This window comes from Cupriavidus sp. KK10 (genome assembly GCF_018223725.1).
GTDB lineage: Bacteria > Pseudomonadota > Gammaproteobacteria > Burkholderiales > Burkholderiaceae > Cupriavidus > Cupriavidus necator.
On record NZ_CP073677.1, the window covers coordinates 1769572 to 1791880 of the forward strand.

The following is a 22309-nucleotide window of genomic DNA, read 5'->3' on the forward strand; positions in this document are numbered from 1 at the left end:
GCGTTGATGAGACGCTGCAGTACAAAACGCGATACCGGGTTGTGATTGTATCAACCAAAATGTATTTAAGTGATCGAAAGATGACTTGGAATACGGCACAAATGCGAGAACTCATCCTGTAGCGACTGTTTCGAGCAATCGAGACACACTCGTTATAGGGTCAAGCGAACAAGTGCATGTGGTGGATGCCTTGGCGATCACAGGCGATGAAGGACGCGGTAGCCTGCGAAAAGCTTCGGGGAGCTGGCAAACAAGCTTTGATCCGGAGATGTCCGAATGGGGAAACCCGGCCCGTATGGGTCATCCCTGACTGAATACATAGGTCAGGGAAGCGAACGCGGCGAACTGAAACATCTAAGTAGCTGCAGGAACAGAAATCAACCGAGATTCCCAAAGTAGTGGCGAACGAAATGGGAAGAGCCTTGTACTCTTTAGCAGCATTGTTAGCAGAACGGGATGGAAAGCCCGGCCATAGCAGGTGATAGCCCTGTATGCGAAAACAGCGTTGTGGAACTAGGTGTACGACAAGTAGGGCGGGACACGTGAAATCCTGTCTGAAGATGGGGGGACCATCCTCCAAGGCTAAATACTCGTGATCGACCGATAGTGAACCAGTACCGTGAGGGAAAGGCGAAAAGAACCCCGGGAGGGGAGTGAAATAGATCCTGAAACCGCATGCATACAAACAGTCGGAGCCTCGTAAGGGGTGACGGCGTACCTTTTGTATAATGGGTCAGCGACTTACATTCAGTGGCAAGCTTAACCGATTAGGGAAGGCGTAGCGAAAGCGAGTCCGAACAGGGCGTTGAGTCGCTGGGTGTAGACCCGAAACCAGATGATCTATCCATGGCCAGGTTGAAGGTGCGGTAACACGTACTGGAGGACCGAACCCACTAACGTTGAAAAGTTAGGGGATGAGCTGTGGATAGGGGTGAAAGGCTAAACAAATCTGGAAATAGCTGGTTCTCTCCGAAAACTATTTAGGTAGTGCCTCGTGTCTCACCTTCGGGGGTAGAGCACTGTCATGGTTGGGGGGTCTATTGCTGATTACCCCGCCATAGCAAACTCCGAATACCGAAGAGTGCAATCACGGGAGACAGACATCGGGTGCTAACGTCCGGTGTCAAGAGGGAAACAACCCAGACCGCCAGCTAAGGTCCCCAAATATAGCTAAGTGGGAAACGAAGTGGGAAGGCTAAAACAGTCAGGAGGTTGGCTTAGAAGCAGCCACCCTTTAAAGAAAGCGTAATAGCTCACTGATCGAGTCGTCCTGCGCGGAAGATGTAACGGGGCTAAGCTATATACCGAAGCTGCGGACGCACAGTAATGTGCGTGGTAGGAGAGCGTTCCGTAAGCCTGTGAAGGTGTCTTGTAAAGGATGCTGGAGGTATCGGAAGTGCGAATGCTGACATGAGTAGCGATAAAGGGGGTGAAAGGCCCCCTCGCCGTAAGCCCAAGGTTTCCTACGCAACGTTCATCGGCGTAGGGTGAGTCGGCCCCTAAGGCGAGGCAGAGATGCGTAGCTGATGGGAAGCAGGTTAATATTCCTGCACCGTCGTATGATGCGATGGGGGGACGGATCGCGGAAGGTTGTCCGGGTGTTGGAAGTCCCGGTCCCTGCATTGGAGAAGGCGCTCAGGCAAATCCGGGCGCGGAATTCAAGGATGTGGGGCGAGCGGCCTAGTGCTGCGAAGCAATTGGAAGTGGTTCCAAGAAAAGCCTCTAAGCTTCAGTCATACGAGACCGTACCGCAAACCGACACAGGTGGGCGAGATGAGTATTCTAAGGCGCTTGAGAGAACTCGGGAGAAGGAACTCGGCAAATTGGTACCGTAACTTCGGGATAAGGTACGCCCTGGTAGCTTGACTGGCCTGCGCCAGAAGGGTGAAGGGGTTGCAATAAAATGGTGGCTGCGACTGTTTAATAAAAACACAGCACTCTGCAAACACGAAAGTGGACGTATAGGGTGTGACGCCTGCCCGGTGCCGGAAGATTAAATGATGGGGTGCAAGCTCTTGATTGAAGTCCCGGTAAACGGCGGCCGTAACTATAACGGTCCTAAGGTAGCGAAATTCCTTGTCGGGTAAGTTCCGACCTGCACGAATGGCGTAACGATGGCCACACTGTCTCCTCCCGAGACTCAGCGAAGTTGAAGTGTTTGTGATGATGCAATCTCCCCGCGGCTAGACGGAAAGACCCCATGAACCTTTACTGTAGCTTTGCATTGGACTTTGAACCGATCTGTGTAGGATAGGTGGGAGGCTTTGAAGCGTGGACGCTAGTTCACGTGGAGCCGTCCTTGAAATACCACCCTGGTTTGTTTGAGGTTCTAACCTTGACCCGTGAATCCGGGTCGGGGACAGTGCATGGTAGGCAGTTTGACTGGGGCGGTCTCCTCCCAAAGTGTAACGGAGGAGTTCGAAGGTACGCTTGGTACGGTCGGACATCGTACCTAAAGTGCAATGGCAAAAGCGTGCTTAACTGCGAGACCGACAAGTCGAGCAGGTGCGAAAGCAGGACATAGTGATCCGGTGGTTCTGAATGGAAGGGCCATCGCTCAACGGATAAAAGGTACTCTGGGGATAACAGGCTGATACCGCCCAAGAGTTCATATCGACGGCGGTGTTTGGCACCTCGATGTCGGCTCATCTCATCCTGGGGCTGTAGCCGGTCCCAAGGGTATGGCTGTTCGCCATTTAAAGAGGTACGTGAGCTGGGTTTAAAACGTCGTGAGACAGTTTGGTCCCTATCTGCCGTGGGCGTTGGAATCTTGACGGGGGCTGCTCCTAGTACGAGAGGACCGGAGTGGACGTACCGCTGGTGTACCTGTTGTCTCGCCAGAGGCATCGCAGGGTAGCTATGTACGGAAGAGATAACCGCTGAAAGCATCTAAGCGGGAAACTCGCCTGAAGATGAGGATTCCCTGGAGGCTTGACCTCCTTGAAGGGTCGTTCGAGACCAGGACGTTGATAGGCTGGGTGTGGAAGCGCAGTAATGCGTTAAGCTAACCAGTACTAATTGCCCGTAAGGCTTGATCCTATAACCAGTGTGTTTTGCCTGGTGTGTGATCGTGACTGTGCCGAAACAGTTGACACAAGACGCACAACCCCAACTACATCCCTATTCGCAGCGTTGACCTCAACCTCAGCGCTGCAACCCCTTATGCCTGGTGACCATAGCGAGCTGGAACCACCCCTTCCCATCCCGAACAGGTCCGTGAAACAGCTCCGCGCCGATGATAGTGCGGATACCCGTGTGAAAGTAGGTCATCGCCAGGCTCTTATACCGCAGAACCCCCAGCCCAAAAGGCTGGGGGTTTTTGCTTTGGCGCGGCGGAATATCGCACCCGCGCCACCTCATGCCGTCATCCGCCGGTCCGCGACAGTCAGTGCAACGCCGGCCAGGCAGCAGCCTCCAACCAGCAATGCGGCTGGGACGGTGCCGTGCACTGCCAGTGAGCCGGCCGCGATCGGTATCAGCATCAGCACAGCCAGGTTGTTGATGCTTTCCGAGACGGCCAGGACCTGTCCCTTTGCCGTCGCAGCCCGCCGAGCCAGTATGGCGGTGCTCGATGGTGCCGCGATGCCGAGTGCCGCGCCCCATGCCAGCAGGCAGCCAAGCGACCCGGGCAACCCCAGGATGGCTGTCGTGAACAGGGTCATCGCCACGGCGACAAGCGCGGTGGCTACCATCAGAACACTTTCCTCGCGCACGAAGCACTGGCTGGCACGCCCTGCCAGCAGATTGCCGACGCCCAGGCCGAGGCCGAACACTGACAGTGCCGCGCCGACACCGGCCACGCCGAGCCCGTAACGCAGTCGCAGCACTTCCCCCGCCAGTACATAGCCCGCCACGGCGCTTCCATTCCAGGCGCCTTTCGCGATCAATGGCAGCAAGATGCCTGAAGATGTCGCGGTGTTCCTGAGTTTTTCCTGGGAATCGCCGCTGCGCGGCAGATTGCACGGAAGTACGTGGCAGCCGGCAAGAAATGCGGCCAGGCAACCACCGGCAGTGACAAGGAAAGGTGCGCGCCAGCCCAATCCATCGGCCAGCACCCCAGCCACTGCCGGGCCTGCGGCAATGCCAGCGCTCATGCCCAGCATGACGCTGCCCATGGCGCCGGCCTGTCGCGCCGGGGGAAGCAGATCTGCGATCAATGCAAAGGCTGTGGGAATCGTGGCCGCGGCGGCGAGTCCGCCGAGGATACGCAATGCCATGGCGACATGCAGCGTAGGCGCGAGCGTAAGGACGATGCCATCCAGCGCGAACAGCAGCAATGCAGCCAGCAGCACGCGGCGCCGACCGGCACGATCGGAGAACCAGCCTATCAGCGGCGCGGCGACGGCATAGGAAAGGGCATAGGCAGATACCAGTCCCGATGCGCGAGCCGGGGTGGTGGCAAAGGCGCCTGCAAGTGGCGCCAGCATCGGTGACAGCATGAATTCGGCAGCGCCGACCATGCACACGGCGAGGGCAAGCACGGGCAGCAGGCAGGGAGATGGCATGGGGAAGCCTCCTCGGACTTCAACATTGAGGGGACGTGGCGATACCGGCCGAGACGCGCAAAACGCGACGCAACAAGACGGCATTACCGCCTAACAGTGGGTAAATCCGGAAAATGAATGCGCCGCTGAGTCGGGCGCGAAGAGGCGGTGCGAGCTGGCACCGGCTACTGCGAGAATGGGCAATTCAGAACGATCGCCGGAGAAGTCGGGGATGATTCTATAACGTAATGCCAGCAATTAGGGCCACCGGTGCCTGGCACCGGCGGCATGACCGACAAGAAGCTTAGTCGGCTTCGATCTGCATCGACTTCAGTAGCGGCTGCCACTTGTCGCTCTCGGCCTTGAGCAGCGTGCGCAGGCCTTCCGGCGTCTGCTTGTCGACCGGCACGATTTCCGCGCCCAGGCCATCGAGCTTCTTGATCACCACGGGATCTTGCAGCCCCTTCTGTAGGGCCTTGGTCAGCCGCGCCACCACAGCGGGCGACGTGCCCTTGGGCGCGTAGATGCCATGCCAGACCTTGACGTCAAAGCCCTTGAGACCGCCTTCCTGCAGCGTTGGCGCACTGGGCAGCGCCTTGATCCGCGCCGGCGTGGTCACGCCGAACAGGCGTACGCGGTCGGCCTGGATATGCGGCAGCGTGGCCGTGGTCTGGTCGCACAGCAGGTCGACCTGGCCGCCCAGCAGCGCGGTCAGCGCGGGGCCGGCGCCCTGGTAAGGGATCGCATTGAGCTTTACGTGGACCGATTGCTCGAACAGCACGCCGCATAGCTGCGATACGGCGCCCAACCCGGCATTGGCCAGCGACACCTTGTCCTTGTTCTGCGTCACGTAGCGGATCAGTTCCGGTACGGTCTTGGCTGGCAGGTCCTTGCGGCCCATCAGGGTCATCGGCACGTCCGCCACCTGGCCGACATACGCGAAATCCTTCAGCGGCGCGTAGGACAGCTTCTTGTACAGTGCCGGCGCGGTCGCCATGCCGTTATGGTGGATCAGCAGCGTATAGCCGTCCGCCTGTGCGCGGGCGACAAAGGCGGCAGCCACAGTGCCGCCGGCGCCGGTGCGGTTTTCCACCACCACGCTCTGGCCGAGATCCTGCGACATCGCCTGCGCCAGTGTGCGTGCCACGACATCGGTCGGGCCGCCGGCGGAGTAGGGGACGACCAGCGTGATCGGCTTGCCGGGGTAGGCGTCAGCCGCCGCCGCGCCGCTTGTGCCAGCTAGCGCCGAAGCCATCACCATCACGCCCGCCAGCCATCGTGGCGCGGCGTGCAAATCCTTCGCATCCTTCATGCTGTCTCCAGATTGGTGCCGCACCGTGAGTCCGGGGCGGCTTGTCGGGGGGTGCGCGGCTAGCATGGGGGCATGCCGCGGCGACCACAATCTGGTTCTCGTGAAGGGTGCCTAATCCCTGATGAAAGATCAGGCCGGCTGGCTGCTAACCCAGTTGCCTCGCTACCGCACCGCTCAGGCGACTTCGGCCACGCGCACTTCCACCAGCAGCTTTTTCAGTTCCGGCACGCACGAGCCGCAGTTGCCGCCGGCCTTGACGCAGGCGGTGATCTCCGCAGGCGTCTTCAGGTCGTGCTTGCGCACGGCGTCGCAGATGGTGTTGCGGCCCACGCCAAAGCACGAGCACACCGTCGGGCCGGTGTCGGCGCCTTTCTCCATCGGCTGGCCGAGCAGCAGGCCGATGCGGTCGGCGTCTTCCAGCTGCTCGCGGCCGAACAGGCCGGCGAGCCACGCGCGCGAGGGCAGCTCGGGCCGCGTCGACACGTAGACGCACGCTTCAAGCCGGTCGTTGACGACATAGCCCGCATGGTAGACGCCGGCGGTGCGGTCCTCGTACTCGAGCCAGTCGGCGTCCGGGTCGGTCACGCCGAGCAGCGCTCGGGCCCAGGCGGTGCGGTCGGCCACGGTGTCGCGGCCGGCGAATTCATAGCGCTGGAACTGTCGGCCCTGCACGCGCGTCCAGTAGGTCAGCGCTTCGGCGGGCAGCGCGCCGCGGCTCAGCACGAAGCCATGCCAGTTCACGCCGAATGGCTCCACGCGTACCGGCGTGTGCTTGAATTCGGGCTCGCCGGAAACGGGATCGACCACAGGATTGACCAGCGCGCCGACGCGTGCGTCGGAGCTGAACTGGCCGTTCCAGTGGATCGGCACGAACACGCTGCCGCGCGGGATGCCACCGCCATGGCGCACGCGTGCCACCATCGCGCCCCAGCGCGTGCTGACGCGCGCGAGCTTGCCTTCGCCCACGCCGGACAGCAGCGCGTCCTGCGGGTGCATGTCGACGAAGGGCTCGGGCAGGTGGTCGGCCAGCTTGGCCGACTTGCCGGTGCGCGTCATGGTGTGCCACTGGTCGCGCACGCGGCCGGTGTTGAGGATCAGCGGGAAATCGTCGTCGGGCGCGTGGGCCGGCGAGCGCGGCGGCGTGGCGACAAAGCGGGCCAGGCCGTCGGCATGGGCGTAGCGGCCATCGGCAAACAGGCGCTGCGTGCCGGCGCCGGCCGGAGCGCCCGCGGGCAGCGGCCATTGCACGGGCTCCAGCGCGTCATAGTGCGCCTGGTCCAGCCCGGCCAGCGCGCCGATGTCGAACACGCGCGGTGCGGCATCGTTGCGCCAGGCGCTCAGGCGCGCGTGCTCGTCGAAAATTTCATGCACGCCCGCATAGTCGAAGCCGTCAAAGCCCATGCGGCGCGCGACGTCGCACAGGATCCGCCAGTCGGCGCGCGCCTCGCCAGGCGCGGGCAGGAAGGCGCGTTGACGGGAAATGCGCCGTTCCGAGTTGGTAACGGTGCCGTCTTTCTCGCCCCACCCCAGCGCGGGCAGCAGCACGTGCGCAGCGGCGTTGGTGTCGGTGCGCTCGATGATGTCGCTGGTGACCACCAGTTCGCACCTGGCCAGCGCGCGGCGCACCTGGTCGGCGTCGGGCAGGCTCACCACGGGGTTGGTGGCGATCACCCAGACCGCCTTGACGCGGCCGGCTTCGATGGCCTCGAACAGTTCCACCGCCTTCAGGCCCGGGCGGTCGGCCACCATCGGCGATTGCCAGAAGCTTTGCACGACGTCGCGATGCAGCGGGTTGGCCAGTTCCATGTGTGCGGCCAGCATGTTGGCCAGGCCGCCGACTTCGCGCCCGCCCATTGCATTGGGCTGGCCGGTGAGCGAAAACGGGCCCATTCCCGGGGCGCCGATGCGGCCGGTCAGCAGGTGGCAGTTGATGATGCTGTTGACCTTGTCGGTGCCGGCCGACGACTGGTTGACGCCTTGCGAGAAGGCGGTCACGGTCTTTTCGGTCTGCGCGAACAGCTGGTAGAACGCCAGCACGTCCTGCACGTTCAGCTTGCAGGCGCGGGCCACGGCAGCGGGATCGGCGCAGGCCGCATCCGCGGCCTGCAGGGCTTCGTCCAGCCCCGCGGTGCTGGCGGCGACGAAGGCGGCGCTGGTGCGGCCTTCGCGCGCGAGGTAGCTCAGCAGCCCGTTGAACAGCCACACGTCGGTGCCCGGGCGGATCGCCAGGTGCAGGTCGGCCAGTTCGCAGGTGGCGGTGCGGCGCGGGTCGATCGCCACGATCTTCATCTCGGGGCGCGCTTCCTTGGCCTGGGACAGGCGCTGGAACAGGATCGGATGGCACCACGCGGTGTTGGAGCCCACCAGCACCACCAGGTCGGCCAGTTCCAGGTCTTCGTAGTTGCCCGGCACCAGGTCTTCGCCGAAGGCGCGCTTGTGGCCGGCCACGGCCGACGACATGCACAGGCGCGAGTTGGTGTCGATATTGGCGCTGCCGATGAAGCCCTTCATCAGCTTGTTGGCGATGTAGTAGTCCTCGGTCAGCAGCTGGCCCGAGACATAGAGCGCGACCGAATCCGGGCCGTGGCGGCGGACGATGTCCGAGAAGCCTTGCGCTACGGTGTCCAGCGCATGGTCCCAGGAGACTTGCTGCAGCGAGCCGTCGGTGCCGCGCACCTTGGGGTGGAGCAGGCGGCCTTCCAGGTCCACGGTTTCACCGAGCGCCGAGCCTTTCACGCACAGCCGGCCGTGATTGGACGGGTGCTGCGCGTCGCCCGCGATCTCGACCTGGCCGTCGGCACGCACGGTGGCGCGCACGCCGCAGCCGACGCCGCAGTACGGGCAGGTGGTGGCGGTGGTGGTGGTCAGTGTCGCCGAGACGACCGGGATGTCGGACAGGTTCACGCGTTCTCCGTGCGGGGGCGTTGTATAGCTTACTTACGGTGATGCTTATGCGGCGAGCGCTTCGCACTGCGCCTGACCGAACAACAGGCGCTGGCGCAGCGCGCCCACCGGCGTGCGGCGTTGGATCATGTCGAAGTACCAGGGGCCGTCCTGCACGTCGCCGTACAGCACGGCGCCGACCAGATAACCGTCCTGCAGCACCAGGCGCTTGTAGACGCCGCGGCGCGGATCGCGCAGCACCAGGTCTTCACTGCCTTCGGCGCCGATGAAGTCGCCGGCAGAATACAGGTCGACGCCGGTCACTTTCAGTTTAGTCGCGGTGGCCTGCTGCACGTAACGGCGATGGCCGGCACCGGCGAGGTGCGCGGCGCACACGCGCGCCTGGTCCCAGATCGGCGCCACCAGGCCGAAGGTGGCCTGGCGATGCTGCACGCACTCGCCCACGGCGTAGATGCGCGGATCATAGGTCTGCAGCGTGTCGTCGACGACGATGGCGCGCTCGCAGTGCAGGCCGGCGCCGGTGGCCAGTTCGATATTGGGGCGCACGCCGGCGGTCATCACCACCAGGTCGGCGGGGATCTCGCTGCCGTCCTTGAAGCGCACGCCGGTGACGCGGTCGGTGCCGAGGATCTCCGCGGTCTGCGCGCCCAGCAGGAAGCGCAGGCCTTTGCGTTCGAGCGCGCTCTGGAGCAGCGTGGCGGCGGGCTTGTCGAGCTGGCGCTCCATCAGGCTGTCGGGCAGGTGCACCACGGTCACGTCCATGCCCTGGCGCAGCAGCCCGTTGGCCGCCTCCAGCCCAAGCAGGCCGCCGCCGATCACCACCGCATGGCGGTGGTCGCGCGCGGCTTGCTGCATGGTCTCCACGTCCTGGATATCGCGGAAGGCGATCACGCCGTCGAGCTGGTGACCCGGCACCGGCAGGATGAAGGGCTTGGAGCCGGTAGCCAGCAGCAGGCGGTCGTAGCGCACTTCGCGCCCCGAGGCTGAACGCACGATGCGGCGCGGGCGGTCGATGGCCACCACCGGATCGCCGGCAAGCAGTTCGATGCCACGCTCGGTGTACCACTCGCGCGTATTCAGCATGATGTCCGCCACCGACTTTTCGCCGGCCAGCACCGGCGACAGCAGGATGCGGTTGTAGTTGCCGTGCGGCTCGGCCCCGAACACCGTGATGTCGTACAGGTCCGGGGCGAGCCTGAGCAGCTCCTCCACAGTGCGCATGCCGGCCATGCCGTTGCCGACGACGACCAGGCGCGGGCGGGCTTGGGGGTTGGCGGAAGGCGTCATGCCGGCATCTCCGTTGGCGTGGCTTGAGGACAGGGGGAACATCAAATGGGCGCCGGTGTCAGGCGGCGAGTTCTTCCTCGGCCTCGCTCACGGCCACGCCGGCGGCAATCCAGATCTTGCCGTCATAGACGCGTGCGGCGTAGGCATTGACCGAATGCTCGGGGGCTTCCAGGCACTCGCCGGTGCGCAGGTCGAAGTGATGCTTGTAGATCGGCGAAGCCACCACCAGGCGCTCGCCCAGGTTGCCGACCAGCCCGCGCGACAGCACCGCGGCCTGCGAGTTGGGATCGAAGTTGTCGATGGCGTAGACCTCGTCGCCACGGCCGATGCGGAACACGGCGACCTGCTTGTCGTCCACCAGCGCGCACACACCAGTGTTGGGCACGATATCGCGCACGGTGCAGACGGCGGTCCAGGTCTCAGGATGGTGGGGATGGCTCATCACGTTCTCCTTGTTTGCGGGCACGGTCAGGCTGCTTTCGCGGGCATGGACACCACGGGAATGTGGCTCAGGCGGGAACGATGCAATTTCCGTTCCTCCGGCGTGGCCGGGCGGATCTGCCCGCGCTCTTCGATGAAGGCGACGTTGTCGTCGCGGCGGTCGCTGTTGACGAAGTGGCGGAAGCGCTTGCGTGTCTCGGGATCGGTCACGGCCTTCTTCCACTCGTCTTCGTAGGTGTCGACCACGTGCTGCATCTCGGCTTCCAGTTCGGCGGCGAGGCCCAGCTTGTCGTCCAGCACCACGGCCTTGAGGTAGTCCAGGCCGCCTTCCAGGTTGTCGCGCCAGACGCTGGTGCGCTGCAGGCGGTCGGCGGTGCGCACGTAGAACATCAGGAAGCGGTCGATGTAGCGCACCAGGGTGTCGTGGTCGAGGTCGCTGGCCAGCAGCTCTGCATGGCGCGGCTTCATGCCGCCGTTGCCGCACACGTACAGGTTCCAGCCCTTGTCCGTGGCGATCACGCCAACATCCTTGCCTTGCGCCTCGGCGCATTCGCGGGTGCAGCCGGACACGCCGAACTTGATCTTGTGCGGCGCGCGCAGGCCCTTGTAGCGGTTCTCCAGTTCGATCGCCAGGCCCACCGAATCGCCCACGCCATAGCGGCACCACGTGGAGCCCACGCACGACTTCACCGTGCGCAGCGCCTTGCCGTAGGCATGGCCCGATTCAAAGCCGGCGGCGATCAGTTCTTCCCAGATGAAAGGCAGTTCCTCGGCACGTGCACCAAAAAGGTCCACGCGCTGGCCGCCGGTGATCTTGGTGTAGAGACCATATTTCTTTGCCACCTGGCCGACCGCGATCAGGCCCTCGGGCGTGACTTCGCCACCCGGCATGCGCGGCACCACCGAGTAGGTGCCGTCCTTCTGGATGTTGGCCAGGTAGTAGTCGTTAGAGTCCTGCAGGCTGGCGTGCTCTTCCTTGAGCACGAACTCGTTCCAGCACGAGGCCAGGATGCTGCCCACTGCCGGCTTGCAGATATCGCAGCCCATGCCCTTGCCGTGCGCTTCCAGCAGCGCATCGAAGGTCTTGAACTTGCCCACGCGCACCAGGTGATACAGCTCCTGGCGCGAGTACGGGAAGTGCTCGCAGAGATGGTTGTTGACGGCCATGCCCTGCTTCTTCATCTCGGCCTTCATGATCTGCGTGACCAGCGGCACGCAGCCGCCGCAGGCGGTGCCGGCCTTGGTGCAGGTCTTGAGCGCGCCGATGCTGGTGGCGCCGTCGCACACGGCCGAACAGATCTCGCTCTTGGAGACGTTGTTGCACGAGCAGATCTGGGCAGTGTCGGGCAGGGCGTCGGCGCCCAGCGCGGGCTTGGCCTTGCCGCTGCTGTCGGGCAGGATCAGGAATTCGGGCGACTCGGGCAGCTCGATCTTGTTCAGCATCATCTGCAGCAGCGTGCCGTACTCGCTGGCGTCGCCGATCAGCACGCCGCCCAGCAGGTACTTGCCGCAGTCGGACACCACCAGCTTCTTGTAGACCTCCTTGCGGTCGTCGCAGAACTGGTAGAAGCGCGCGCCCGGCACGGTGCCGTGCGGGTCGCCGATGCTGGCCACGTCCACGCCCATCAGCTTGAGCTTGGTGCTCATGTCGGCGCCGGCAAACTCGGCGGCTTCGCCCTGCAGGTGGCGCGCGGCGACGCGGGCCATGTCATAGCCCGGCGCCACCAGGCCGTAGATCTTGCCTTGCCACAGCGCGCATTCGCCGATGGCGTAGATGTCGGGGTCCGAGGTGAGGCACTGGTTGTCCACCACGATGCCGCCGCGCTCGCCCACCGCCAGGCCGCTGGTGCGCGCCAGTTCGTCGCGCGGGCGGATGCCGGCCGAGAACACGATCATGTCGGTGTCGAGGTGGGTGCCGTCGGCAAACACCATGCGGTGGGTGCCGTCTTCGCCGTCGATGATCTCCACCGTGTTCTTGCCGGTATGCGCGGTCACGCCCAGGCCATGGATCTTCTGGCGCAGCATGCGGCCGCCGCCTTCGTCGACCTGCACCGCCATCAGGCGCGGCGCAAACTCCACCACGTGCGTCTGCAGGTCCATGTCGCGCAGCGCCTTGGCGCACTCCAGGCCAAGCAAACCACCGCCGACCACCACGCCGGTCTTCGAGCGCGCACCGCATTCGCGCATCGCTTCCAGGTCTTCGATGGTGCGATAGACAAAGCAGTCCTTGCGGTCCTTGCCCGGCACCGGCGGCACGAAGGGGTAGGAGCCGGTGGCCAGGATCAGCTTGTCATAGGACAGGGTCTCGCCGGTCGATACCTTCACCGTGCGCGCGGCGCGGTCGATCTCTACCGCACGCGCATTCAGGCGCAGCAGCATGTTGTTGTGCTGCTCGAAGAAGCCGGCGGGCACCAGCGACAGGTCCTCGGCTGACTTGCCGGCGAAGAACTCGGACAGGTGCACGCGATCGTAGGCGGGACGCGGTTCTTCGCACAGCACGGTCACTTCCACGTTCTGCGCGCCGGCTTCCGCCAGGCATTCCAGGAACTTGTGACCCACCATGCCGTGGCCGACGATGATCAGTTTCATGATGCTTTCCTTGTCCGGTAGTCAGTCTTTGCTGCTTGTTGTGCTGTGGGAGCGATGCTTCAAAATCAGTTGGCCATTGCGCTGTCGTACAGCGCCTGCTCCTGGGCCTTGTGCTCGGCGCTGAAGCGGATGGCGATGGCGCAAAGGGCGGCGATGGTGGCCAGCACGCCCAGCACCGTCAGCGTGTGCTGCAGGTCGCCCAGGCCCTTGAGCAGGAAGCCCGCGGCGACGGCGCCCACGTTGCCGCCAGCGCCGATGATGCCGGCCACGCCGCCCAGCGCCTTGCGGTCGATAAAGGGCACCAGGGCGTAGGTCGCGCCGCAGGCCATGTGGGTGAACAGGCCGAACAGCAGCATCGCGACCACCGCCAGCGTCACGTTGCCGGCCTGCGCGAACCACAGCAGGCCCAGGCCTTCGCCCAGAATCAGCACGAACAGCAGCGTGGCGCGTGCGTCCAGGCCGCGGCGGCGCGCCGCCTTGTCCGACAACCAGCCACCCAGGGCGCGGGCAAACAGCGCCAGCAGGCCGAAGCTCGCGGCGGCCATGCCGGCGGCCTTCAGGCTCAGGCCGAAGCGGTCGACGTAGTACGAGGCGGCGATGTTGTGGATGAAGATCTCCACGCCGAAGCAGGCGCCGTAGGTGATGAACAGCAGCCACACGCGATAGTTGGCGCTGGCGGCGCGGAAGCTGGCCCAGCCGCCGCCCTTGCCGCCGTCCTTGCCGGTGATGGCGATGCCGCGGGCGCGCAGGTCCGAGTAGTTGCCTTCCGGGCAGTCCTGGGTGAAGCGCCAGTAGACGACGGCCATGATCAGCATCAGCACGCCCGGCACCAGCAGGGCGAAGCGCCAGCCGAACGCGTGGTCGGCGCCGAGCATCAGCACGGCGGCCAGCAGCAGCGGCATGATGGCTTGCGCGGCGCCGCCGCCGGCATTGCCCCAGCCGGCCGCGGCTGCGTTGGCGGTGCCGACTACGTTGGGCGCGAACATCACCGATGTGTGGTACTGCGTGATCACAAAGCTGGCGCCGACTGCGCCGATCAGCAGGCGGAAGGTCAGGAAGGTCTCGTAGTTCTGTGCCAGCGCCACGCCCAGCACCGGCAGCGCGCCCAGCGCCAGCAGGCCGGTATAGGTCTTGCGCGGGCCGAAGCGGTCGCACATCGGGCCGATCACCAGGCGCACCAGGATGGTCACCGCCACCGCCGCGATATTGATGTTGGCGATCTGGCCCGGGGTCAGGCCGAACTCGCCCTTGAGCACCGGCATCAGCGGCGCGCAGGCAAACCACGCAAAGAAGCAGACGAAGAACGCCATCCAGGTCAGGTGGAAGGCGCGCATCTGCGGGGTCTTAAAGCTCAGCAGCTCGATGCGGGTGGCTTTGGCGGTCATCGTCCTTGGCTCCAAAAACAAATGGCGTCCCGCAAACCAGGCCATTCAGGCCAGTTCTGGGGACGCCGTTGTCCTGACAGCCACTACATGGAATAGAGGCTGCGTATGTGGGGTGGGCCGGTCGCCGTTGACGGACCCGTACCCTGTTACGCAAGGGGTGTGCCAGGCCGGTATGTGACGGTGAGTGGGGGTTTGTTGCGCTGAGGTGCGGCGGAGTGATGCCGGGATGCGCTGTGGTGGGGCGGCCGCCGGGCTGGCGGCACACTCATGGTGCAGTGCGGTGGGCTGCGCTGGTGCGGTGCAATACCGCGCTCGGTGCTACTGGTCCGAAGCCGGGGACTGGGCGTTGACGGGGACGATCCGCATATCTCGCGGCGATACTTCCGCGCCGTCCTCGTCGACCAGTGCCGCGCGTACCAGCTTGCCGCTGGCGCGCGAGCGGATCTGCACCGGGCCTTCGCCGGACGGGGCCATGTGGCTGTCGCCCCACTGCATCAGGCCGACCAGCACCGGCAGCAACTCCACGGCGGCGCGGGTGGGGCGGTATTCGGAGCGTTCGCGCTCGCCGGGCTCGCGGTAGCCGACCTTGCGCAGCAGACCGGCGTCGGTCAGCGTCTTGAGGCGCGCGGACAGCACCGCGGGCGAGCATTCCAGCCGGCGCAGGAAGTCGTCGAAGCGCGTCACGCCGTGGAAGACGTCGCGCAGGATCAGCATTGTCCACTTTTCGCCGATCAGCGACAGCGTGGCGGCAATCGAGCAGTGGCGGAGGTCGGACGCATTGGGGGTCATGATGCGGGCAAGCATAGCATGCTGACTTCATTTGCAAAAGTCAGGTTATCTCCTATACTCTGACTACAAATTTTGAATCCAGATGGTGCCAGGATGGATGATCAAAGCGAAGCCCGCACGGGCAAGGCGGAAAGCTGGATGGTGGGACGGGGCGTGCAGGTCACGCTGCGCCGTACGCGGCCACAGGATGGTGGGGCGCTGCGCGCGCTGGTGGACGGGCTTTCGCGTGAGAGCCGTTACTTCCGCTTCCTGAGCGGCGGGCGCGTGGTGGACGCGATTGTCGACGGCCTGGCCGCGCCAGGCCCTGGCGGGGTGGCGCTGGTGGTGGAGGCGCCCGACGCAGAGGGCGTATCAGCCATTGTCGCCAGTGCGGAATACGTGGTGTCCGGGCAGGTCGGGGAATTTGCCGTGGTCGTTGCCGACGGCTGGCAAGGGCAGGGACTGGGGCGGCGCCTGATCGCCAGGCTGTGCGAGCTGGCCCGCGCGGCCGGCCTGCGCACCCTGCGCGGCGACGTGCTCAGCGAGAACCGCCGCATGCTGGCCATCCTGCGCGGCCTCGGTTTTGCCAGCCGCCGCAATCCGGAGGACAGCTACCTGCATGAAGTCACGCTGGCGCTTGGCCAGCCGGCGCGCAGCGAGCTGCGGCTGCCGGCGGACTGGTTCAGCGCGTCCTGAGCCCAGCGGTCAACCGGCTTCGCGCTTGCCGCGCGAGGTCATGGTGCAGCCGACCGAGGCGGTGATGATGCTGGCGATCGCCAGCCATTGCAGCGCGTTCAGCTGTTCATGCAGGAACGCCAGCCCGGCCAGCGCGCCCATCGCCGGCTCCATGCTCAGCAGGATGCCGAAGGTGCGCCGGTGCAGCCGCTTGAGCGCCACCATCTCCAGCGAATAGGGAATCGCGCTCGACAGGATGCCCACCGCCAGCCCGAACAGCAGCAGCGTCGGGCTGAACATCGCGGTGCCCGCATGCGCCAGCCCGAACGGCAGCACCACCAGGGCCGCTATGGTCAGCCCCAGCGAGGTGGCCTGCCCGCCGTGGGCGTTGCCCGCCATCTGCCCGAACACGATATACAGCGCCCAGCCCACCCCCGCGGCAAGCGCATAGCCGATGCCCACAGGATCCAGCGTGCCGGCGGCATCGCCCACCGGCAGCAACAGCAGCAGCCCGGCCACGGCAAAGGCGATCCACAGGAAATCGATCGCGCGCCGCGACGACAGCACCGCGACCGTCAGCGGCCCGGTGAACTCGATCGCGATCGCCAGCCCCAGCGGGATGGTGCGCAGCGACATGTAGAACAGCAGGTTGGTCGCGCCCAGCGCCGCACCGTACAGCGCGATCGCGCGCGCGTTGGCCCGCGTCAGCGGGATGCGCCACGGGCGCCAGACGCACAGCAGGATCAGCGCCGAGAAACTCACCCGCAGCGCCGTGGTGCCCTGTGCCCCGAGCGCCGAGAACAGGCTCTTGGCAAACGAGGTGCCGATGCACAGCGAGGCCATCGAGCCGGTCAGGGCCAGCACGGCGATCAGGGTCGAGCGACGGTGGGCGGCGGTTTGCGGCAATTTGGAGATCCTGTTTGATGGCGTGGCCTGTGCAATGCTGCCGCATCATGCGGCAAGCACGGCGCAAGCGCCATATACAGGTGTGGACCAGCGGCTCAGTACAGTTGGCCGTGCCCCGAACACGCCGCTGTTCAGTGGTCCCGCGCCGCCGCCTTGCGCCGCTTGCCGGACTTGCTGGCGCAGTCCGGGCAACGCCCCAGCAGCGTCAGCTCGTGGTGCTCCACCTCGAAGCCCGGCGGCGTGATCTCTTCCATGTGCCCGGGACACCCTTCCAGCGGAAATACGCGATCGCACGTCAGGCACTGGAAGTAGTGGCGGTGCGTCACGGCGCCGGGTTCGCCCGCCAGTTCATAGCGGTCGGGCTGGCCCGGCAGTTCCACCGCATGCACCTGCGCATCGTCCAGCAGGGTGCGGATGTTGCGATAGACCGTGGCCAGACCCAGGGACGGCACCTGGCGCTGTGCCGCGGCCAGGATTTCGGCCGGGCTCAGGGGCCGGCCAGCTTCGCGCAGCGCGTCGATGACGGCGCCGCGTTGACGGGTCATGCGTTCCATGCCTAAAATTTTAATGAGAAATTATTATCATTAGTGAGTCGCTGCGGTTTGCCAGTCGGATGGCCGCCGCCGCGACTCGTTTTTATTGGGGTGTTCCTTATGCTGCTTGCGCAGCCCAGCCGTGCCCGGCACCGCATGCCGTTTTCGTTCCTGCCTGCTGTACCAGACTTGCGCCCGGTCCAGGCGCGCTCATTGCGGCCGGTGGCCGCCCTGATGCTGGCGATGTCCGGCCTGGCCGAGGCGGCGGATACCGCCGAGGCCTCCGATATTACGCTGCCGGCGGTGTCGGTGGTCGGCACGGCCTCCGCATCATACAACCCACCCGACGCCTCCGGCGCGACCCGCACCGACACGCCGCTGCGCGAGATTCCGCAGTCAGTGCGCGTGGTGCCGCGCGCCATGCTGGACGACATCGCCGCGACCCGTTTCGACCAGTCCTTCGACTATGTCAGCGGCATCGCGCGCCAGAACAACTTCGGCGGCCTGTGGGACAACTTCGCCATGCGCGGCTTCACCGGCCATGAGAACACCGGCGCGGGCTACCTGGTCAACGGCTTTGCCGCCAACCGCGGCTATACCGCGCCGATGGATGCGGCCACCATCGAGCGCGTGGAAGTGCTCAAGGGCCCCACGTCATCGCTGTACGGCACCAGCGAGCCGGGCGGCACCTTCAACGTGGTCACGCGCCAGCCGCAGTTCCGGCCCGCGCAGCGCTATGGCTTCGAGCTTGGCACGCGCGACGGCTATCGTGTCACGGCCGACGTCACCGGCCCGCTCGGCGAGAACGTGGCCGGCCGGCTGATCGCCGTGGCCGACCACCAGGGCAGCACGCGCGACTACATCAACAGCCAGCGCTACCTGGTGGCGCCGTCGTTCACCTGGACGCTCGGTAACGACACCGTGCTGCAGTACGCGGCTGAATTCCAGCGCTACACCACGCCGATGGACCGCGGCGTGGTGGCCGTCAACGGCCAGCTGGGGCGCATCCCGCGCTCGCGCTTCCCGGGCGAGCCCGGCGACGGCGACATGCGGCTGGACAGCAGTGGAACATGGACACGTACGAGCGCCAGCGCAATCTCGGCGCCTACTTGCAGGACCAGCTGAGCCTGGGCGAGCGCTGGCGCGTGCTGGCCGGCGTGCGCTTCGACGCCGTCGACCAGTCGCTGGACAACCACCTGCGCGGCACGCGCACCACGCAGCACCAGAACGCGGTGTCGCCGCGCGTGGGCGTGAGCTACCTGGCCAGCCAGAACGTGTCGCTGTTTGCCAATGCCAGCCAGTCATTCCGCCCCAATGCCGGCGCCGACGCCGCGGGCCAGCCGTTCGACCCCGAGCGCGGCCGCGCCGTGGAGGCCGGCATCAAGTTCGACAGCGAGGACCGCCGCACCGGCGCCACGCTGGCGATCTTTGAGATCCGCAAGCGCAATGTGCTGGCCGCCGACCCGTCCGATCCGTCCTTCTATATCGCCGCCGGCGAAGCGCGCAGCCGCGGCCTGGAGCTGGACGTGGCCGGGCAGCTTGGCACCCACTGGCGCGTGTCGGGCAGCTTTGCGCTGACCGATGCCGAGATCACGCAGGACACGCGACTTGCCGCCGGCACGCCGCTGTCCAACGTGCCGCGCACCAGCGGCAGCTTGCTGGCGGTGTACGAGGATGCCGCGCCGGTGGGCCAGCGCTATGGCGTTGGTGCCCGCCTGCGTTACGTGGGGCGGCGTCCGGGCGATGTGCAGGACAGCTTCTCGCTGCCAGCCTATGTGCTGGTGGATCTGCATGGCTACTGGCAATACAGCCGCAATGTGCGTGTGTCGCTCAATGTGGGCAACCTGTTCGACAAGACCTACTACGCCAGTTCGTACAGCAGCCTGTGGATTGCGCCGGGCGCGGGCCGCAGCGTGCGGCTGGGCGTGCAACTGAGCTATTGACGATGCTGCCAGCCAAGTCGCGCACTGCCGCGCCCCTGTCTTCTCCGACAGTCTTCCCTTCTGCCGCGGGCACGCGGCCGGCCGGCGGCCGGCTGCCGTCCATTGATGCTCTGCGCGGACTGGTGATCCTGACCATGCTGCTGGACCACGTGCGGGATATGTTCTTCCTGCACGTCCAGGTGGCCGATCCCATGGATGTCGCCACGACCTCTCCGGCACTTTTCTTCAGCCGGCTCGCCGCGCATCTGTGCGCACCGGTTTTCATCTGGCTGGCCGGCGTATCGGCGTGGCTCTACGGTGCCGCCGGCCACGACCGGCGCGCCGTCAGCGGCTTCCTGCTCAAGCGCGGCGTGTTCCTGGTGCTGCTGGAGGTGACGCTGGTCGGCTTTGCCTGGACCGGGACCTTGCCGCCGCAGGTGATCTACTTGCAGGTGATCTGGGCCATCGGCCTGAGCATGATGGCGCTGGCGGCACTGGTATGGCTGCCGCGGGCGGTGCTGATTGCCGCGGGCATTGCGCTGGTGGCTGGCCACAACCTTCTGAGCCCGCTGCATTTCCCGGTGGACAGCGCCTGGCACGTGCCCTGGGCCATCCTGCACGACCGCACCTGGATCGAGGTGGCTGACGGCTTCAGGGTGCGCACCTCATACCCGGTGCTGCCGTGGATCGGCGTGATTGCGCTGGGCTATGCGGCGGGGCCGTGGTTTGCCGCCACGGTGCCTGCCGGGGTGCGGCAGCGGCTGCTGGCTGGATGCGGGCTGGCGGCGCTGGCAGGCTTTGCGGTGCTGCGCGGGCTGAACGGCTACGGGCAGGAGCAGAAGTGGATCTCGGGCAGCGACGCCTTGCACACCGCGATGAGCTTCCTCAACGTCACCAAGTACCCGCCGTCGCTGCTGTTCCTGCTGCTGACGCTGGGAGTGGGCTGGTTGCTGCTGGCGTGGCTGGAGCGTGCGCAGGGCGGCTGGATCGCGCGGCGCATGGCCGTGTTCGGCGCCGTGCCGATGTTCTTCTACCTGCTGCACCTCTACGTGCTGCAGGGGCTGTACCAGGCCTGCGTGCACCGCTGGGGACTGAACCAGGGCAAGGTGTTCGGTCTCGACCACGTCTGGCAGCTGTGGCTGGGGGCGGCCGTGCTGGCCCTGGTGCTGTGGCCGACGGTGCGCTGGTTCGCGGCGCTGAAGGCAAGGCGGCGGGACTGGCGCTGGCTGAAGTACTTCTGACCAGCGCCTGGGTCCCGCACGCCCGGCTCAGCGCGGCGTAGCCGCGACGGGTGCCGGCTGTGCCGCCGCCGGGGATTGCGCCGGAGCCTGGGGTTGCGCTACGGCCTGGGGCTGGGCTGCGGCCTGAGCCGGTGCCACGGCTTGCGGCTGTGCGGCGGCTTGAGGCTGTGCGGCAGCTTGAGGCTGCGCCACGGCCTGGGACCGCGCTACGGCTTGAGGTTGCGTCACGGCTTGAGGCCGTGCTGCCGCCTGGGGCTGTGCCGCGGCTTGCGGCCGCGCGGCGGGTGCCTGGCGTGCGCCGCCATTGGCCGCCGGGGCGGCCTCGGTCACCTCGCGCCAGCCGCCGCCCAGCGACTTGTACAGCGATACGCGGCTGGTCAGGCCGGCCAGCTTGTACGTGATCAGCGCCTGCTGCGCGGTGTAGAGCTGGCGCTGCGCGTCGAACACGCCGAAGTAGTCGTCCACGCCGTTCTTGAAACGCATTTCCGACAGCCGCCGGGTCTCGCTGCCTTCGCGCACCAGGGCTTCCTGCGCCTGCACCTGGCGCTCGTAGGTGGCGCGTGCCGCCATGCTGTCGGCCACTTCGCGGAACGCGGTCTGGATGGTCTTCTCGTAGTTGGCGACGTTGATGTCCTTGCGCACGTTGGCCGCATCCAGCCCGGCACGGTTACGCCCGGCGTCGAAGATCGGCACGGTCAGCTGCGGCGCGAACACCCACGCCATGCCGCCGGAGAACAGCCCCGCCAGGCTGCTGCTGGCCACGCCCAGCGCGCCGGTCAGCGAGATGCGCGGGAAGAAGGCCGCGCGCGCCGCGCCGATATTGGCGTTGGCCGCCTTGAGGCGGTGCTCGGCGTTGAGGATGTCGGGGCGGCGCACCAGCACGCTGGACGGCAGCCCTTCGGGGAACTCGCTCACCAGGGTGCGCGCGTCCAGCGGATCTTGCGCGGCCGCGTTGGCGTTGGCAGTTGCCGCGCCGGCATCGGTCACGGATTTCGGCAACGGGCCGCCGATCAGCAAGGACAGCGCGTTCTCATCCTGCGCCACCTGCCGCGTGTATTGCTCAACGCCCACCTGCGAGGTCTGCACCTGGGTTTGCGCGCGATGCTGGTCCAGTTGCGCCATCGCACCGACCTGGCGCCCGCGCCGCACCATCTCTGCCGCGTCCTGCTGCGTCTTCAGCGTGTCCTGCGACAGCTTCAGCAGCGCGCGGTCGGCCAGCAGCGTCAGGTAGGCGTTGGCCACCTCGGACACCAGGCTGATCTGCGCGCTGCGGCGCGCTTCTTCCGTGGCCATGTATTCCTCGAGCGCGGCATGCTTGAGGCTGCGCACCCGGCCGAAGAAATCAAGCTCGAACGCGGTGAAGCCGATGCCTGCGTTATAGGTGGTGATCTGCGGCGACTGGCCCGCCGCGCGCAGCCGTTGCGGCAGCCGCTGCGAGACCATGCCGGCATTGCCCTCCACCGTGGGGAATTGCGCCGCGCGCTCGATCTGGTACAGCGCGCGCGCTTCGTCAATGGCAAGCGTGGCCATGCGCAGGTCGCGGTTGTTGGCCAGCGCCAGTTCGATCAGCTGCCGCAGTTGCGGGTCGATGAAAACATCGCGCCATCCCAGGTCCGCGGCCGAAGGGCCGGCGGGTTGGGCCGGCTGACCCGGCTGTGCCGCACTGGCCTGCGGGGTGCGGTAGGCAGCGCCCTCCGGCCACGCCGACGGGACCGGCGCGTCGGGGCGCTGGTATTGCGGTTCGAGCGAGCAGGCCGCAAGGGCCAGCACGAGCGCGGCGGGCAGCAGCAGGCGCGGCGGGGGCAGGGTACGGGGGCGTGGCAAGCTTCGCATGGATGGTTCCGGAGAGTGGGGATTGTTAT

At 65.9% G+C, this 22309-nt stretch carries 15 protein-coding genes and 2 rRNA genes; 6 read left to right on the forward strand and 11 right to left on the reverse strand.

Annotation, left to right across the window (positions count from 1 at the left end; all coding sequences use genetic code 11):
• Positions 1 to 158 precede the first annotated feature (158 nt).
• Positions 159 to 3039 (forward strand): 23S ribosomal RNA (locus KB879_RS08580).
• A gap of 126 nt (positions 3040 to 3165) precedes the next feature.
• Positions 3166 to 3278: ribosomal RNA gene (gene rrf, locus KB879_RS08585) — 5S ribosomal RNA — on the forward strand.
• A 78-nt stretch (positions 3279 to 3356) separates the two neighbouring features.
• Here the strand turns inward: rrf and KB879_RS08590 are convergent.
• From KB879_RS08590 to KB879_RS08625, 8 genes are all read right to left on the reverse strand, one after another.
• Positions 3357 to 4505 carry an MFS transporter gene (locus KB879_RS08590; RefSeq protein ID WP_013952404.1) on the reverse strand — a complete coding sequence of 383 codons (1149 nt, stop codon included), beginning with the start codon at positions 4503 to 4505 and terminating at the stop codon, positions 3357 to 3359.
• Between the two features lie 283 nt (positions 4506 to 4788).
• A complete protein-coding gene (locus tag KB879_RS08595) occupies positions 4789 to 5796 on the reverse strand; it encodes a tripartite tricarboxylate transporter substrate-binding protein (protein WP_211981008.1) in 1008 nt (335 codons plus the stop codon).
• 174 nt (positions 5797 to 5970) lie between these two features.
• Positions 5971 to 8700 (reverse strand): nitrate reductase, encoded by a 2730-nt coding sequence (locus KB879_RS08600; protein WP_013952406.1) that lies wholly within the window; start codon positions 8698 to 8700, stop codon positions 5971 to 5973.
• A 45-nt stretch (positions 8701 to 8745) separates the two neighbouring features.
• Positions 8746 to 9987, reverse strand: coding sequence for an NAD(P)/FAD-dependent oxidoreductase (locus KB879_RS08605; protein ID WP_013952407.1), 1242 nt, complete (start codon positions 9985 to 9987; stop codon positions 8746 to 8748).
• A gap of 58 nt (positions 9988 to 10045) precedes the next feature.
• Positions 10046 to 10429 (reverse strand): nitrite reductase small subunit NirD, encoded by a 384-nt coding sequence (nirD, locus tag KB879_RS08610; RefSeq protein ID WP_041228566.1) that lies wholly within the window; start codon positions 10427 to 10429, stop codon positions 10046 to 10048.
• Positions 10430 to 10455: 26 nt separating this feature from the next.
• The gene (gene nirB / locus KB879_RS08615) at positions 10456 to 13017 is read right to left on the reverse strand and encodes a nitrite reductase large subunit NirB (RefSeq protein WP_153956619.1); all 2562 of its coding nucleotides are present in this window, start codon (positions 13015 to 13017) and stop codon (positions 10456 to 10458) included.
• 65 nt (positions 13018 to 13082) lie between these two features.
• Positions 13083 to 14402 (reverse strand): MFS transporter, encoded by a 1320-nt coding sequence (locus KB879_RS08620; protein WP_013952410.1) that lies wholly within the window; start codon positions 14400 to 14402, stop codon positions 13083 to 13085.
• Between the two features lie 318 nt (positions 14403 to 14720).
• On the reverse strand, positions 14721 to 15206 hold the full coding sequence (locus KB879_RS08625; RefSeq protein ID WP_211981009.1) for a helix-turn-helix domain-containing protein: 486 nt from the start codon (positions 15204 to 15206) through the stop codon (positions 14721 to 14723).
• A gap of 78 nt (positions 15207 to 15284) precedes the next feature.
• Here KB879_RS08625 and KB879_RS08630 point away from each other — a divergent pair, with 78 nt between their 5' ends.
• On the forward strand, positions 15285 to 15866 hold the full coding sequence (locus KB879_RS08630; RefSeq protein ID WP_153956620.1) for a GNAT family N-acetyltransferase: 582 nt from the start codon (positions 15285 to 15287) through the stop codon (positions 15864 to 15866).
• Positions 15867 to 15875: 9 nt separating this feature from the next.
• On the opposite strand, the gene KB879_RS08635 is transcribed toward KB879_RS08630, so the two are convergent.
• Entirely contained in the window at positions 15876 to 16751 is an 876-nt protein-coding gene (locus tag KB879_RS08635; protein ID WP_211981010.1) for a DMT family transporter, read from the reverse strand.
• 131 nt (positions 16752 to 16882) lie between these two features.
• Positions 16883 to 17305 (reverse strand): Fur family transcriptional regulator, encoded by a 423-nt coding sequence (locus KB879_RS08640; RefSeq protein WP_153956622.1) that lies wholly within the window; start codon positions 17303 to 17305, stop codon positions 16883 to 16885.
• Positions 17306 to 17404: 99 nt separating this feature from the next.
• Here KB879_RS08640 and KB879_RS39255 point away from each other — a divergent pair, with 99 nt between their 5' ends.
• The 3 genes from KB879_RS39255 to KB879_RS08650 are packed head-to-tail and all read left to right on the forward strand — an operon-like array spanning position 17405 to position 20447.
• The gene (locus KB879_RS39255) at positions 17405 to 18409 is read left to right on the forward strand and encodes a TonB-dependent siderophore receptor (protein WP_249221264.1); all 1005 of its coding nucleotides are present in this window, start codon (positions 17405 to 17407) and stop codon (positions 18407 to 18409) included.
• A complete protein-coding gene (locus KB879_RS39260) occupies positions 18355 to 19227 on the forward strand; it encodes a TonB-dependent siderophore receptor (RefSeq protein WP_249221265.1) in 873 nt (290 codons plus the stop codon). Before KB879_RS39255 ends, KB879_RS39260 begins: the two co-directional genes overlap by 55 nt.
• Positions 19228 to 19229: 2 nt before the next feature.
• The gene (locus KB879_RS08650; RefSeq protein WP_211981011.1) at positions 19230 to 20447 is read left to right on the forward strand and encodes a DUF1624 domain-containing protein; all 1218 of its coding nucleotides are present in this window, start codon (positions 19230 to 19232) and stop codon (positions 20445 to 20447) included.
• Positions 20448 to 20474: 27 nt separating this feature from the next.
• Here KB879_RS08650 and KB879_RS08655 read toward each other — a convergent pair whose 3' ends face one another.
• Positions 20475 to 22280, reverse strand: coding sequence for an efflux transporter outer membrane subunit (locus tag KB879_RS08655; protein ID WP_041228568.1), 1806 nt, complete (start codon positions 22278 to 22280; stop codon positions 20475 to 20477).
• Between the last annotated feature and the right edge of the window lie 29 nt (positions 22281 to 22309).